This window comes from Bremerella sp. P1 (assembly GCF_028748185.1).
GTDB lineage: Bacteria > Planctomycetota > Planctomycetia > Pirellulales > Pirellulaceae > Bremerella.
Genome location: NZ_CP118164.1, coordinates 184091 through 200040, shown reverse-complemented (window position 1 = coordinate 200040; position 15950 = coordinate 184091). Strand labels below are relative to the sequence as shown.

The 15950-nt window shown below is 52.1% G+C and carries 8 protein-coding genes; 2 read left to right on the top strand and 6 right to left on the bottom strand.

Translation table 11 applies throughout. The features are described from left to right. The first annotated feature begins 145 nt into the window (after positions 1 to 145). Positions 146 to 2650, top strand: coding sequence for a recombinase family protein (locus PSR63_RS00850; protein ID WP_274329912.1), 2505 nt, complete (start codon positions 146 to 148; stop codon positions 2648 to 2650). Positions 2651 to 3369: 719 nt separating this feature from the next. Here PSR63_RS00850 and PSR63_RS00845 read toward each other — a convergent pair. Continuing rightward, on the bottom strand, positions 3370 to 5961 hold the full coding sequence (locus tag PSR63_RS00845; RefSeq protein WP_274329910.1) for an AAA family ATPase: 2592 nt from the start codon (positions 5959 to 5961) through the stop codon (positions 3370 to 3372). 631 nt (positions 5962 to 6592) lie between these two features. Between PSR63_RS00845 and PSR63_RS00840 the strand changes: the two genes are divergently transcribed. After that, a complete protein-coding gene (locus tag PSR63_RS00840; RefSeq protein ID WP_274329908.1) occupies positions 6593 to 7939 on the top strand; it encodes a hypothetical protein in 1347 nt (448 codons plus the stop codon). Between the two features lie 594 nt (positions 7940 to 8533). On the opposite strand, the gene PSR63_RS00835 is transcribed toward PSR63_RS00840, so the two are convergent. The 5 genes from PSR63_RS00835 to PSR63_RS00815 all read right to left on the bottom strand — a co-directional run bounded on the left by PSR63_RS00835 (position 8534) and on the right by PSR63_RS00815 (position 15914). Continuing rightward, positions 8534 to 10477 (bottom strand): acyl-CoA dehydrogenase family protein, encoded by a 1944-nt coding sequence (locus tag PSR63_RS00835; RefSeq protein WP_274329906.1) that lies wholly within the window; start codon positions 10475 to 10477, stop codon positions 8534 to 8536. 851 nt (positions 10478 to 11328) lie between these two features. Next, complete coding sequence (locus PSR63_RS00830) at positions 11329 to 12435, bottom strand: tRNA-queuosine alpha-mannosyltransferase domain-containing protein (protein WP_274329904.1); 1107 nt, start codon at positions 12433 to 12435, stop codon at positions 11329 to 11331. A gap of 55 nt (positions 12436 to 12490) precedes the next feature. Beyond that, positions 12491 to 13012, bottom strand: a complete 522-nt coding sequence (locus PSR63_RS00825) for a tetratricopeptide repeat protein (protein ID WP_274329902.1) — start codon at positions 13010 to 13012, stop codon at positions 12491 to 12493. 12 nt (positions 13013 to 13024) lie between these two features. Beyond that, positions 13025 to 15184 (bottom strand): hypothetical protein, encoded by a 2160-nt coding sequence (locus PSR63_RS00820; protein ID WP_274329900.1) that lies wholly within the window; start codon positions 15182 to 15184, stop codon positions 13025 to 13027. Positions 15185 to 15209: 25 nt separating this feature from the next. Beyond that, positions 15210 to 15914: a hypothetical protein gene (locus tag PSR63_RS00815; protein WP_274329897.1), complete on the bottom strand. Its 705-nt coding sequence runs from the start codon at positions 15912 to 15914 to the stop codon at positions 15210 to 15212. Positions 15915 to 15950 lie beyond the last annotated feature (36 nt).

Here is a 15950-nt window from a genome sequence, read left to right as displayed (position 1 = left end):
GATTGGAGAATTGTCGCGTCAGGCGACCGTCACGCGACAATTCGTTTCTAGACTTCGGCTACGGCTTGCGAAGCCGCGGCCCGGTAGTCGCCTGCTAGCATTCTGTGGCAAGCCGTGCATCTCCATGATTCACGGGAAGTTAGACATGCAGTCCAATTTGGTGGCGGCCAAGCTTGAGCAACGGTTTCATGATTTCAGCGAAAAGGCCGTTGCAACGACCGTCAAGGGCACGACGGCTCCGACAAAGCGGAAGAAAGTGAAGCGCACAAAGGAGGAGATTCGTCGTCAACAGGAGCAATTCTATGCAAAGACGGTCAAAGAGATCGACGCCCTGCTGGATGACTACAACACGAAAATCTCGCGAGAAGGTGCCGATAGTATCGGCGCAGCCTACGCTCGCTTCTCGTCAAGGTTCCAGGATTCAATTGCAGATCAACTCCGATCGATCCTCCAGGATGCCGTGCGGTTGAACATCTATATCCCGCGCGAGAACGTTTTCTTCGACCTTGCAGTACGTGGGTTTCAAGAACGGCGTCCTGGCCTCTTGGCGCTCAGGGAGATGATAGAAGTTGGAAACATTCAAACGCTGATGATCTTCACCACGGCTCGACTCTACCGACGAGCCTACAAGTGCTTGCAGTTTGTTGAAGAGGAATTGGTCGAGCGAGGCATTCGTGGAATCTTCGTCAAATCGCATATCGACACCGCCGACGGGGATAACTGGCGAACGACCTTACAGGCGTTGGCCAACGTTGATGAGGCGCAGGTCCGCGTCTATGGGGCGCATATTAATGCATCGCACGAAGGGCTGTTCGACAGGCAGATGGTCCATACGACCCTTTCCCTCGGCTACGCCGGTGAAATCGTTGAAGGTGAGGTGACGAGGCGGCAGCGTCCGCGACGAAGGATCGTTATTGACCCTAAATCCGCTCAATGGATAGTTCAGATCTTTTACTGGTATGTGGTCGATCGGATCAGCATTGCGGAGATTGCAAGGACGCTCAACGCGGACGAGAACGCCCCTGCCCCGGAGAATTCAATCACCGGCCTTTGGACTCATGCTTTGGTGCGAAAACACCTATCCAATCCAATATATCGCGGCTGGTGGGCCTATGGGGCGACGGAGACCAAGTGGAAGAGTAAGAAGGACTATGCTGCTCAAATTCCCCGACAAGCCCCATTGAGGGAAGCCCATTTCGACGATCTACAAATCATACCGGACGAGTGCTGGCATGCTGCTCAAACGCTGCTTGCTGCCGAAACAAGCAATTCGGGGCGAAAACCTACGACACGGGACCATGATAAAGGACCTCGCCTCTTGCAAGGTCTGTTTGAGTGTCCAGAGCACGGTCGCCGACTTGCCGCCGGGGGGGCAAATGGTCGCGTGTTGCTGTGTCCTTGTTGCCGCTGGATCGAAGCAAATAGTCGACCGATCTTTACTCACTTGAATCGGAAACTGGCTCTGCAACGGACGTGCGATCATCTTCTAAAGTGGATCCGACCTTCAGAAGAACTTATTGATTCGGTAATCGAGGAATGCGTCCGTCGTTCCGCAGAATTGCAGAAAGAGGACCCTTATATTCTGCAGGCCCTAAAAAAACAGGCGGCCGAGCTCAAAGCCACCATCGACTTCAATCGTCGTAACCCTGGGGTTTCCGAGGATGAACAGCGTCAAACCATGCTGATCCTCAAGGATCTTCGCCGACAACAAAATGACGTGCTCGCCCGTCTAAACTCCGTCGAGGCCGCACAGCAGTCACCACCTCCGACGCCGAGCCGTGAACAGGTTGCCGAGTTCCTGGACGCAACAAGAGAATTGATACAACAGGGGCTAACATCCAAGGACGAATCCTTGCTTCGTAAGATTCGCCTATCGATGGAAGGCATTATTCAGGGCAAAATCGAAGTGCAGCAGATGGGGGAACGTAGTAAAGCGAAGGGTTGGCTGCAGGGACAATTGCGGATTGATGTCGCCGGTTTTGTTGTCAAGGAATTGACCGGAGTTTGTTGTACGGACTCTAACACCGTTCAGGAAGTGACGATCGACTTCAAAAAGGTTGACCCGCTCGACGAGCAATCGGAAACGGCTAAACGACTCTGGGATGATGGCCTTCTTCATAAGGCGATCGCCAAGCAAATGGACTGCTCTCCATCCTACGTTACCAAGCTAATCCAACATTGGCACGATAAACGCGGATTGCCGCGTCCCAATAACAAGCGACGCCGAAGACAGCTGGAATCCAAGCAAATTAAAGTCCCCTCGTACATGGAAATCGCCAACCAGGTGCATGAACTCATGATCGCAGGGCATTCCAATTTGGAAATTGGTAAGGAATTAGGGGTATCAGGCACCACGGTCGCGAAAGCGATTAAATGGTGGCATGAGAAGCGAGTCTTGCCCGTTCCGACCGCTGCGGATCGACGACAATTGAAACTTTTGCGTGCAAAAAAGATGCTCGCCGAAGGTATGTTGGTTACAGATGTCGCGGCAAAACTCGACTACTCGCCTCGCGGCCTGAAGTTGGCACTCTCCAAGTTCGCTGTGGATAACGGCGAGGCAGTACTGGACTTCCGTTCGCGCCGTGGGAATGCCAAAGCAGGTTCGGCGGCAAACGGCAAAATACCCACTTCCGACGAGCGGGCTGCCTAACGATAACGTCCGAGGCATATATCGCTTATTTATCACTAGGCTCAATCAATCGTTGAGCCTGGCTTCTATTTCGTCAGTCGGCCCATGCCGATCCTCCAAGGCTCTTCACCGAGTTGGAGGAAATTCTTATGTATTTATGCAGATTTCTTATTGGCGAACTCAAGAACAGAACTCTTTGCCGTTTCCTTCGAAATTGCCATTCTGCTTCTGATTGCCGGCGTCAAGGCGATATCATTTTAGCGGTGCAGCAGACGGACCCATTGGATAGATTTTACTCGATGCATCGACGGGCGTTTTCCGATCTTCGCCAGGATCTGAGTTACCAATAGAGCGAAGAACCTGCCTCCCAGTTCTGCCTTTGCCCAAAGAGATGAACAGGAGTTCGTGTTTTTCGTTTATAGGTCACAAATCGTCGCTACATACGGCTCAATGCATTGTTCTGGGGCATTTACCATATTTGCGTACCGGAATAGATTCGTGTAACCCGAGCAAGTGTAATGAGTTGCGAAATTTACTATGAAAGTGAAATTCAACTTGGTTGTGTCCACGACTAAGCAAATTACAACTGTGAATAATTTCCGATGAACACCGAGGCACTTAATTCCAAAAGCCTCGTCTTGCTGGCTATCTATCCCGGAGTCACATTACATCGATAGCAACAGTTGAGCACGGCCATCGGGATTGCATTATTGTAGTTCTCGAAATCGTGAATCGCTTTCTTACGTTCTTGCCCTAAAGCCATCGACCAGTGCCTTCAACTCCTTGATATGTTTTTCAAACTCCGATGGATCAGGTGGAGGACGATTGGCACCGGTAGCGGGATCATGTGCATTCGTAACGTCACAAGCCACTTTGAATAGGCGATCTAACTCAGCGATTTCAGATGGGGTAAGGGCGACAATCTTCTTCATGTTGGCGATTGGTATATAGTTATCAAATCGACGAACAATTCCATGTAGGAAGATGCTTTCGATCGATCGCTCAATGGTAGCACGATAGTGGCTATAAGCATTTCTCATTCTGTCACATAATTGACTGTTGGGCACAGGCGTCCACTCTTTCTGTAGCCGCTTTTGCTCTTGCTCCAATTTGTCGATGCGATCGTTGAATCCCTGGTGATGCCACGGCAATCCCTCGATGCAATATCCCGAGTGTTCCGCGGTAGTCCATTCTAAGTGATAAAACTTTGCAGGTAGACTCTGACGTTCTGCAATCCCTCGCAACTCAGCTAAAAAGACCGTATCGTGAGTAAAGATAACGACCTGACGTTTTGTCGACTCTTCGACTAGACGACTGGCTACCCTCGCTCGTCGGAAATGATCAAGTGAAGAAACTGGATCGTCGAAGATTATGCCGCCCGAGTGCTCTGCAAGAGATAACTCGGCAAGGAATGAGGCAATAGCCAAGACACGTAGTTCACCCTCACTAAGAATTTCTGACAATTTGTAGGCCGTCGGAACGTCAAGAACAATCTTGTGATACGTTTTTCCGTCCTTCGCCCGGCTCTTAAGCTTCGTTTTCAAATTTCCGAGTCCGAGAGACTCAAACTCTTTGTTCAGAGCGTTGCTCAAGGCATCCGTTACCGTGTCGTTTGCAAATTCCTTACTTTTCTTGGTGAAAGGAAGTGGGCGAATGGTTTTGCGACAAGACTCCAAAGCAGCCGCCAATTGGAGTTTCTTGATCGCTTCAAGAATCTGATGCTTCTTCCTCTGGCACTTCTCTCGCGATTCCAACTCAGCGAGTTCTAATTCTAGCGCCTTTCGAGTATCTTCATTGGAAGCAAGTTCATGCGAGGCGGCTTCGGCTTTAAGTGCGTCGACAAATGCGACAAGATGGCCACGCGGATCTTCGGATGTAGTTACCTCATTCGTCCACTCTGCATCAACTACACTATCAAGCATCCACTTTCGCCGACTCGCAAGTGATCTCTCAAACTCTTGAAGAATTCGGCAAAGTGTGGAATCAAGTTGCTCGATTTCTTCGACTAATGACGGCTCCGGATAGAAAGTCACGTTTGAGTTCTCGATGGAAGTTATCAGTGTCCTCAAACTAGCTCTCCTCGAACTCGCCACCATTGCCGTATTGTTTCTAACGAAGTTGTCGAATCGTTGGAGTCGCATCGCTCCATCGGTCAGCTCTTGTTGGCAGAGAAGGCAACGAGAGTCAGTATTCATATTCGGAAAGTCAGAATCCGCATAGGCTATTGTGGCGAACGTTCGTGCCGCCTCGAAGAGGATCTGCCACTCCTCACCACCTGTTCCTGGAAGGAGGCTTTCATTGGCATGAAATATTTCGACTGCCCGCCTCTCTGCTGCGATCGCAGAATCTGTCGAAGCGACCAATGCTTTCAATCTTTCCAAAGCCAGTGAGTCGACGACCTTAATCGCAATATTGATGCTGTCTCGGATTCGATTGATTCGTTCCACAAGACGGAGAAGCTGTAGTGCCTTCTGTTTCGGATTCTGTTCGCCGAGGGAAACGCGTAGTTCTGCTAGCCGCGCCATCTCGCTTTCATTGATTGTTGCAAGTGCCTCGACTTTCGATGTGTCTGTCTTAGCCGACAATCTGGAAACAATCTCGCCAATCTCTGTCTTGCCTTTCAGTTCGTCAAATTGTGTGTGGTCAACAACACATTTCGCCAAATCCTCTCTAAGTCGATCATTAAGCTGTGGCAGCACTGTGTTCGCAAGGTTTTCAACAATGTCGAGTCCATATGGCAGGTATGCTACATCCTGCTCGGCATCGAGATATGCCCGCGCACAATGTGAATCAAAGACGGACAGCGTTGATAGTTCGGGATGATCATGCGTTGATTCCGTCCACTTGACCTTCGTAGTTGTTCCGCCCATCTCGTAGACTATCTCAGCTTCTGGAACTGCTTTTGTCGCTTTTGGGAGGTGTGCATTAGGCAAAACGATCGCCTTCTCCCCTCTCGCCCGACAGGCCACTTTAAGCACGCGCGAGTATCCGGATTTGCCTGTTCCATTATCCCCATAAACAACGGTCAATCCCGTAGGCTCGAATGTAACCTTCTGGTTTGCGGCAATTCGATTGACATTCTTTAGGTTCTGGAGTGACAGCAGACGGGCTGAATTTCCTTGTACGACCGTCGACGGCAGGTGTTTCTTCTCGAGCGGCTCGGATTTACGGCCCTTAGGATCTGCGATGCCAGCTTCTAGTTTGAGTAGAGCAAATAGATCGTCATAGTCGTCATCGGACAAATCAGTTGAGTTGAGCAAACGCCGGATCGCATCTCGCAAACATGGTGGCAGCGTGACTGACCATTCGTAAATCTTCTGTAATAGAGTCATGCGATCAGTTCCTCTTGCTAGTCTTATAAATCACAGCTTGTCCGGGACTCGACGGGAAAAAGTGTTTGCGCGATTGAATTCGTGGTGAACAAGATAATTCGACAAAAGATTAGCCGGCAAGAATTGGCAGATCAAGCCTTGCGTCACGTGTATAAACTAAGCACCGCTCATTTCCGCCATTTAAGTTAGAAAAGACTTGTGGTAGTACAAAGTGTATACTGCTCCAAGCCGACACGAATCCTCACGTAATGATCCCTAAGGAGTAAAAAACAAACTGAAATGTTAACGAATGCTTGATGGATGTAGCACTGGACGAACCAGAATTCACCATCAAACACATGATCGTTTCTCTGTTCGGTCGATTTGTTCGAAGCAGCCACCATGTCTCCATCTTGGATAGTATTTGCCCATTCACAGGCTACTTATTGGTGCACGTTATACACGTGCGTGAAAAAGAGCGAGTTGTGGCATTGGATGCAAAGATCCGAATGCCTGAAAGATCTGTATATCTCGATTGCAAGTGTTTCCGTCCGGACACCGCACTTGGCATTCCCGCATCGGTGGCTCTTCGAAGATGCTATTATGTCGAACTAGGAGATTAGGAACATTTGATCAACGAAAGGAGCCGGTATTGGCTATTAAGCTGGCGAATCTGCAAACCCTATGGGGTATGGCAGGGGCACGCGAGAAATTCGAGGACATGGTCAGCCAACTGATTCATGTGGAGAAACCGAATTCCCAGCGCATCCGAATCGTCAAAGGCGATGGTGGCTTGGATTCCTTCGAGGGGGAACTTAGCGACTCCGATGGGATCGAAGTGTTTCAGGTCAAGTATTTCCCCGGCAAGATCGATGATGCCCAGAAGGGGCAGATTCGTAATTCGTTTGCCACGGTGCGCGACAGCAACAAGGTTAAAGCCAAAAGCTGGACGCTTTGCCTTCCAGTCGATATGAGTATCGAGGAAACTGAATGGTTCGAAGGCTGGAAGGCGAAACAGGCGGACACTGCCATCGAGATTCGACAACCGTGGGGTGCGCTACATATTGAAACACTGCTCCTACAAGAGAGGAACAGGACGATCAGGGAGGCATTCTTCCGAGAGGAAAACACGATACTGCTTCGCGAACAGGTGGATATCTTAAACGAGCTGAAGCATCAGGGCAGTCGTAATCTGAAAGTGTGCGTTAATCCGGTATGGAACCGGCGAAAGCTTCAGGCGCAGATACAGTTGTTCAACAATGGAAAGGGAGCGATCTACATCACGAGTTGGTGGATACAGTGGGGTCCAGATGGCAGGAGGGGCGCACACCAGTCTTGCGATACGATCCGTGGAACGCTACCTGTCCGGTTAGAGGAGCATGAGGCGGCAGATTTACTGATTCACGTCAACTCCAACGTCGAGGACTTAAGCGGTATCGGGGTTTGCGACGGCGACCAGCATCTTTGGCTCGCGACTGATGAGAACATCGCCATCTTCAAACATGATGCGATTTCGTATCGACTGCCGGAAGCAGATGTGCCGGTGGAGGAGCCCTCGGCCGAGGGACTAAAGATAGATGTCAAAGCCCATGCGATAAGACCAATTGGCCTCGATCACGAACTTCTTGAATTCGTTATCAAGAATGAATCTGACAGGCAGGTATCGGTGCACAATGTCCGGCTTGGTTGGACATATACTCCACCCCGGCAAAAGCCAAAGTTTCCTGGAAAGCCATCTGTTTCAGAGGCCGGTGGTAATGTTGGATTGTTGCAGCAATCGACAACAAATCAGCTTGCCCCAGGCGAACAGGTCGTGTTCGTGCTGGAAAAAGAAATGTCGATGTTCCTCGTCGAAGTCGCACGTGGGGATGTGCTGGATGAGGATATTGTCCTGGAGTTTGTCACCGATAGAACATGGTCATGGAAAGCGACGATGGACGAGATTCCGTCCGTTGTACGCGTCGTGGCGAATTCGGTGTTGGAATCAATGAGACTCTAGCCATTTGGCAAATTCACTAGCCGCCTTAACCCAAGTCTGAGCAAGGAATGGCAAAGAGTTGTCGATAAACTTGGAATCGGTTAGCGCCGCTCCACTCTTACCGCCCAGTTTTTTGTCTTTTCGACGTTTGTGCAGCTACATCCGAGCAACTCGTTGCTGCAGGCCTTGCTTCTCACGCCATCCGAGGTAGGTAGCGGGTAGCGGCCAAACCGTCAGAATAACGGCCTTTGAATTTCACGTGACATAGGAGGAACCGACCAGTGTCACCAACACCAGCCGTTATGAAGGGAAACCGCTGCGATTGCGCTTCGTTCCAATTTGCAGGGGTTGGACAAGCCGCTGTCCCCGAGTCCGTCTGGCTACTACTTCTGCAAGTCCGATAGCGTGCCCAAATCAAATCAATCGAAGATGATTCTTCTCGTCTGACAGCATGGACAACCGCGGATCGGATATCTAGATCAGTTTTCGCAAGAGAAATTCAATCACCAAATGTCCAGAATTGATCCACCAGATCATCGACTCGGTGCCAACCGCGTGCACCTACAGACTCGTGAAATCATTTATTCGAGTGTCTGGTTTTCTTCTTCATCGCGATCAATCTCCACCGTCTTCGATAGCCATTTGCCAGAGATCGTGACCGAAGGCATCTCGGACGACTGTCATCCGCATGACGTCGGTTGTTCCATCAGCAATTCGTAGCCCCATCAGGTCGCGGACTCGATCGCCCAGGTCTACCTCTCGGCTGTAGCCGAGGGCACCGTGTGCACGCATCGCAGCATCGCAAGCTTCCAGTGCGAATTCGACACCCTCTGCTTTGATTCCATTAACCAATGGCTCCGCGGCGTCATAGTTTCCCTGGTCAAAGTAGCGTGCAGCCTCGCGAGACAAAGCCAATGCCATGCGGAGCTTGGTGAGTTGCTCGCCGATAGGTTGCTGAAGATGAGTAAACCGTCCGATCGGACCACCAAAGGCTTCGCGTTCTCGAATCCGCTCAGCCATGACCTCCAACGCTCGTTCACCACATCCGATCGCCGCTGCCGACTGCATCAATCGCCAGTAGAGGAAATGCTCCTCAAAAAGATCACCACCGTCGCCGTCCTCACCGATTAAGTGCTCCGGGCCAACATACATCTGATCGAAATTGAGTCCGCCAAATGAATTTCCTGTAAGCCCATGTGCATACCGATCGACAATCTCCAAACCCGGGTGATTGATCGGCAATAGAAACGCGGTCTGTTTGCCCGGCCTGCCGTTGGCAGCCTGCACGTATAGAACCACGTGCGTTGCTTGTCGCAGCCGGGCGTTCCAAAGCTTTGATCCTGTGAGCCTGAAGCCATCGCCGTCTCTGATTGCTCGACTTTGAATATTCTTTGTGTGAGTGCCTGCTCCTTCTTCCGTGATAGCTACCGCAAAGTAAGCGCGACCGCCAATCAGATCGTGTATGGCCTCTTTGGCAAACTCAGATTCAAGCTTGATAGCCGGTCTACCGTGAGCGCCACCAACAACATCGCGTAGGTTTAGGTTGTAACGCCCGGCGTGACGAAAGATCTCAAGCATTTGTTCGGCGGACCAGTCGCTGCCGCCTACCGTTGTGGGCAGGTCCAATCCTGGCAATCCGAATCTAGCACCGCGTCTTCGCCACTCTTTCGGCGAGGTAAGCTTGTTTTCGGCTTGAAGCTCTTTCGCGAGCAGGTCGATTTCGGTCTTAATCTGGTCGACTGAGGCCGACGACGAATTGTTCATATGGTCCCACGCACCAGCGACCTTGATCGTAAAGACGGTATTCAATTCATAGATCGGCTCGTTCTCATCATTGCGCGATAGGTTGTCCAAAATAACGTTTGCCTTCGGAGCGGCATCGTCGCCATGGAATCGAATTCCGTATTGGTAATCTTTGAAGGGACGAGTAGGATCAAGGACACGCACCTGTTCACCTTCCATACTCTTCAGCAGAACAAAATGGCGGCCAAGCCAAACGCCATTCGCCGTGGTGACCGTGTACGAGAGAACCTTTAGCTCACCTGGATTAAGCGACAAATCTGGTCCGTCGGTTTGAGACCAATAAGGTCCGGTGTCCGTGTGCTTGCTATTCGTGGCGGAAACCGTCTCAACGTCGACGTCAAGCTTTTCTCCTGCCGCCGAAACTTTCTTCAAGAGATTGACAAAACGGTCATTTGGAATTCGCCCTTCCTTCAACTCAGGTTGTTCCTGGAACAATTGAAGTGCGTAGCGGTGTGGATGGGGATGCAACGCCGCTCCCGCCATCGACTTCACGGTCTGCATCGCAATCAGAGCGGCCGAGATCGGGCACGCACCTCCGCCGTCTTCGTCGATTAACCTGTCAAGTTCGCTTTGAACAACAATCACAGGCTTGGCGTCTGTGTGTGCATCACGGATCGTTGTAATGGAATAGCTCGGGTTCGAGTGCTTTGCCGCACCTGCGCGAACAATCCGATCTTGCCCAGTTGCATTGGATTGCACCTGTAGCCCGAGAAGAAAACAAAACGCGATAACAATGAAAGGTCGCTGTCGAATCATGGCGTATTCTCTGTTCTAAATTCAAAGATGCAGATTCACCCGATCGACGCAGTTTGCCACCTAATGAGTGGATTCGGAGACTGCCTAATTTGCTCGGTCTTTCAATCGGATTTTTTAAGCCGCCTAAGGACGACTCCAAAGTATCAACCGTCTCATGTCTATGCGAAGCAGACTAGTGTAAACCCCGATTCATTCTATTTGAATGTTATTGCCTTGGACCAGCCCTCCATGTCGGTTTTGAAACAACGCCGCGGCATGCTTGTGAAGGAGCAGATGCTGCCAATCTGATAGGGCTCAGCGATTTGCACTCGCCTTCGTTCGTGCATAATGACGAACCATCCTGACACAGAATCTCTCCGCGCCAATTACAGATATTTTTCACCGGTGAGGAGAGAAGCAGCGGACATCTGACACGTTGATGACTTGAGTGTTAGCTCGCCGTGCGAGACATTAATTTGCAAGAGGGAGATCAAAAGGCCTGCATCTAATCCACATGAAGGCTATGAGGAGATGGACTTGGTGTAGCAAAGTGTAGTTAATCTGCACCATTCGACCTGAATTCGACGAAGTTTGCCACAGTTTGAACGTACCGCAATTTCACCAAGAAACCGCCAGTTTCGCCGAGGTTTTCGGCCAATCTCATCAACAGGCTTCTACTTATCGTCCATGAAGATGAGGACGATATTCGGCGGTGTATCGGCGGCATAGGTCGACGATGGCAAGGCAGCATAGCTGGACAATGCCACAGCAAGAATCAGAAGAAATCGAAGCATGAGAAGGTCGCTCTTCGGGTGGGAAGTGGGTTAAGGGAGAGTATTGAAATGATAACTTGCGTATTTGCGGGCTGCAAACTATCGAGCCTTCTCTACGAGAGACTGCAGACGTTGGTCATAGTTGGTAGCGAGTTGCGTCCACCGCAATCGATCGAGCTTTCTTGCAGCCATGGCCTGCTGTTTTCGTGCGGCCTGTTGAAAGGCCTGGTCTTCTGTTAGTCTCCGAAGGTGAGCAATCAAGTCGGCAGTCGTGCCGTCATAGAGAAGGTTCGGCTGGTTATCGACGAGTTCTGGGTAGGCAAGTCGGTGCGGCAGCACAGGCAAGTTACCGGCCAGGATGGCTTCGGCGGCTGAGATGCCGAAGAACTCGTGCTTGGCGGTGGATACGAAGATGTCGCTGCTGCTGAGCAGACGCAGGTAATCATTGTGACTTGTTAGAAAGCCCCACTGCTCGATGTGATCGGCCAGATCTTTGCGAGCCTGATCGAAGATGGGGGGCGAATCACGGAACGACTCGCCGACGACGCTTAAGCGGAAGGGGAAACCATCGGCTTTCAGTTGGAACATGGCGTCGAAGAAGCCTTCGGGATTCTTATCCTTTTCCCAGCGAGCGGCCCAAACGATGTGCGGGCACTCGAAGTTGGGTTCTCGAGCGCCGGTGGGGATCTCGGGCAGGCCTGGCTGTGCGACGATGGTCTTCTCCATCGCTTCATCGAGGCGATTCTCGAGGGTGTAGTCGGGGAACTTTTTGAGGAACGCCCTGCTCTGCTCGAAGAATTCGGTGCGATGGTAGGCCGAGTTGAACCAGGCCTGGTCCGCGGCCAGCAGAGTTTGAAAGTTGTCGAACGCGTAATGGAAGTCTCGCTGCGTCCGGAATTCGTCGGGATAGGTCAGCTGGTTCTCGTGGAAGTAGACGACCACGGGCAGTCGTGCAATAGGCTGCGGGGCGAGACCGCGAAAGGCAGCCAGGTTGAGCATGTCGCTGCAAACAATCCCGTCGAAGTTTTTCTCTTTGATGGCGGCGAGCTGCTCGGAGAAGGTGATCGCCGCGTGACGCATGCGCCATTTCCAGTGGTGAGCTGGCAGCGTCAGGCAGGTCCATGTGTGCCTGCTCTTCGCAATCCAGCCATCCAGGAAGGCACGGTGGCTGCCGCCATAGTAGGGCTCGAGTGCGAGGATCTTCATGACGCACGGCTGGAACGATAAGGTGGACGAATCGGGATCGTCCGTAGCTTAGAGGTCAGCGAGTGGTCGTGCCAGGGGCATCCGTGCGAATCTGGCTGAGTTGGATGAGCGAACTATCCGGCGAAAGTTCCGCTGCTCGTTGGAAGGCAATCATCGCCGCAACCGAATCGCCGGAGAATTCAAGTGCCATCGCATGCAAGTGATGCAGGTTCGCATCGGCCGGATGCGTCTTGAGGACTTTCTCGTAAAGCAGGGCCGCTTCGGCAAACTTGTTCTGGCTCATCAGGGCCTCGCCGCGGATCAATTGCATCTCTTTGCAGCCGGGGTCGATCTTTTCGATCTCTGCCAGAACACGCTCACAATCGGCAAAGCGGCCTGCGTCAAGCATGGCCGATGCCGCTTGAAGTCGGGTTTGAATATGCCGCTGGTCGACCAGGCGATGGATCTCTTCTTTCCGCTCTCGCTGCTCTTTACCGGGATCCATGAACGCCTCGCGCATGGTCGGCGGAATAGCACAGCCGATGCATTGAGCAGCCAAGGTAACCAGAAGTAGCAAGGCGACCGAACGTGTGGACATAGAGAGCACTTACTATTGATGGGGGACGACCCGCGGATTGGGAATCAATTCCGGCGGTTGGTAGCCTGGCGTGATCGGAGGGCCGGTTTCGATTTGGTCGAGGTGCCACGGCGAAACTTGCACGCCGTGGGGGTGATTCCACGGAGCGAGCCCTTCTTTCAAGTGGGAATGAACCGTGCGATCACCAAGGCCGGTCTGGCTAATGATTTCCTCACGCAGCGCGACCGCTTCCAACTGGGTGTTGTCGTAGTGAATGGCCAGGTTGACGTAACGTAGTGCGGAATAGGCATCACCGGTGGCCCAGGCCGAGGTGGCCAGGCGATAGTAATTACGGCCAATATGTCGCTTGCTCAACGGGCTCATCTTGTCGGCACTGTATTCGTGCTGAATCTCGAACAAGTCGCGAGCCTTCTCGCCGTCTTCGGAAATATGGTTCGGATCAACAATGCGTGGCGTGATCAGAACAATCAACTCCTGGCGTTCCAACTCTTCCGATTTCTGGCGGAACAGGAGCCCTGCCCCAGGCAAGCTGCCTAAGTAAGGGATCTGTAAGGCACTTTTAGTCTGGCTGCTTTTGATCAGACCACCAATCACGACCGTGCGGCCATCTGGGCACATGATGTTGGTCGTGACCTGGGTGACTTCCTTGTCGGGAATGGTAAGGCCCGACTCGACGCGAACTTCACCGGTCGAGATTTCAGGATGCACATCCAGACGAACCATGCCGTCGTTGGTGATGAAGGGGCGAATACGCAACTGGGTACCGACTTCCAGGAACTCGACCGATTGAGTCGAGGCCGTTTCGGTGACGGTCGTGCTGATGTAGCCCTTCTGTTCACCAATCAGGATTTCGGCTTTTTGTTTGTTGAGAACCAACAGCTGGGGGGCCGCAATCACGTTGGTTTCGCCAACCCCTTCCAGAGCTTCGACGAATAGAGACAAGTTGGCATCCAGGTAGCCAAGTTTGAGTCCCCCTTCGTCGAGATCCAACGAGGCCAGGCTCTGCGGTGGAAAGCCTGAGATCAGTCGGATATGGTCGTTTTGGCGAAGAGCTTCGAAGCTGACGCCCATGTCGAGCGAGTCATCGAGTTGAACGCTGAGGATCATCGCCTCGATCGCAACCTGAAGCGGCCGACAGTCGATCTCAAGAATGGCTCGATCAATCTTGGCAAGGTTTTGTTCGTAGTCGCGGATGATCACCGTTTCGACGCCGGCGTAATCGTCAGAGCCAGGGTTGTTCGAGTCGGGAGAGATGCCGATTTTGGCTTCGGTGGAAATACTAATCGTGCCAGCTCCTTCGGTGAGCATAGGCGTGATCAGCGTTTGCACCTCGGTTGCCCGGATGTACTTCAGGCGATAGATGCGCGTACCGATCTGATCGTGCAGACGCTGCATGCTCTCCATGTCTTCCGGCGTGCCGACGTAAATGAAGTCCCCTTCCTGCTGCATGACGTATCCGGTCGATCGCAAGATGGCGGCAAGCGCGGTGCGAATATCCACTTTGGTCAGCGATGCGGAGACAGTCCCTTGGACGTTTTGGCTCGGCAGAATATTGAGTTGCCCTTGCTCGCTGAGCAGTTCCAAGACTTCGCGAATGTCGCTGTCTTGAATCACAATCGTCAGCTTGTCGTCCCCTTCATCGGGAATGATCCGAGGCTGCGAGGGGCGTGGCAGGACATTGGGAGTCGCACCATCAGCAGGGATTACTTCGCTTGGTAGGGGAGCCTGCGTGGTAGTCGTTTGCGTTTGCGGTACCGGTGCGATCTCCGGCTGTGGCTTGCTGGCATCTACCTTGGAAGTGGCGACTTCCTTCATGGAATCGATCGCCTTGTTGAGCACTTCCCACGATCGGTTTTGGGAGTCGGCCATCTTCTGCTGGGTGGCCTGCGAGTCTTGCAAGGTCTTCTTGATCGCTTCGAGATCGAACTGCTGCGTAACGCGGGGTTCGAGTTCGATCTGAGTGGCTGGTCGCACTGCTGGATCGATATGAACACTTGGCTTATTGGCGGCAACTTCGGCCTTGGGTTCGACTGGCGTATCGACCTGAGATGGTTGGGCCAGGAACTCGGGCAGCTCAAACTGAGATAAATCGCACGACTCCAGGAAGATTGCCAAGGCAATCCCGCCAGAGGTACTGACCAGCAGCAGCGATAGGATAAGGAATTTTTTCATTCGACTTCCATGTCGATTGAGGATCTCAGTTTTCGGGGGAAATCAAATTTCCGTTGCGGAGGACCAATCTTTGATTCGTCGTCAGCGGCGATTCGTCGATGGGCAGTTGGTGGAGTTGCTGAGTTCCCTTCAGCGTGACTCCCCACGAATGCACGTCGACTAGCGTGTAGCGGATGTTGGCGTCGGTGGCACGAATGGTGTCACCCACGCGATAGTTCTGATGATTGATTCGGGCAATTGGGACTCGACCACCGACGATCACCGAAGTGACGGCCAAACCAGCCGTTTCAGGCGGAACGTCCAAGTCGGGAGTCGAATCTGTCTCGACGCTTGTTGCGGTCAGGACTGTCTCTGGTTGTTCTTCCGGGAAGAACGGATCAAAGTTTTCGTTGGGCAACGTTCCCTCTTTCATCCAGGGATCGTCGCTGATCTGCTGGGCGACTGCCCGCCAGTCTGTCTTTCCTTTAGGAACTTGCTTGGAGACCGAAGGCTCTTCCAGGGTGGGAAGCGGTGCTGCCTGAGGGATTACCAAGTCATTTTCCGCTGAATTCGCAGCCACGGAACTGGAGCTACTCCCCATCCATTTTTGGACGAGGGGATACCAGAACCAGATGGCGACCAAAAGCAAACCACCCAGAACCGCTGCCTTGGCAGGATTCCGTTTGATCTCTTTGGTCAGTTGATTGGTTGTTTTCTGTATGTTCACGGTTTGGATGAGACACCGGGGCATCTCTTCTTTCGTGTTATCGGAATACGGAATAGTCTT

Coding starts and splice junctions, on each gene's coding strand:
- PSR63_RS00850 (WP_274329912.1), top strand. CDS start 146: ATGCAGTCCAATTTGGTGGCGGCCAAGCTTGAGCAACGGTTTCATGAT.
- PSR63_RS00845 (WP_274329910.1), bottom strand. CDS start 5,961: ATGACTCTATTACAGAAGATTTACGAATGGTCAGTCACGCTGCCACCA.
- PSR63_RS00835 (WP_274329906.1), bottom strand. CDS start 10,477: ATGATTCGACAGCGACCTTTCATTGTTATCGCGTTTTGTTTTCTTCTC.
- PSR63_RS00830 (WP_274329904.1), bottom strand. CDS start 12,435: ATGAAGATCCTCGCACTCGAGCCCTACTATGGCGGCAGCCACCGTGCC.
- PSR63_RS00825 (WP_274329902.1), bottom strand. CDS start 13,012: ATGTCCACACGTTCGGTCGCCTTGCTACTTCTGGTTACCTTGGCTGCT.
- PSR63_RS00820 (WP_274329900.1), bottom strand. CDS start 15,184: ATGAAAAAATTCCTTATCCTATCGCTGCTGCTGGTCAGTACCTCTGGC.
- PSR63_RS00815 (WP_274329897.1), bottom strand. CDS start 15,914: ATGCCCCGGTGTCTCATCCAAACCGTGAACATACAGAAAACAACCAAT.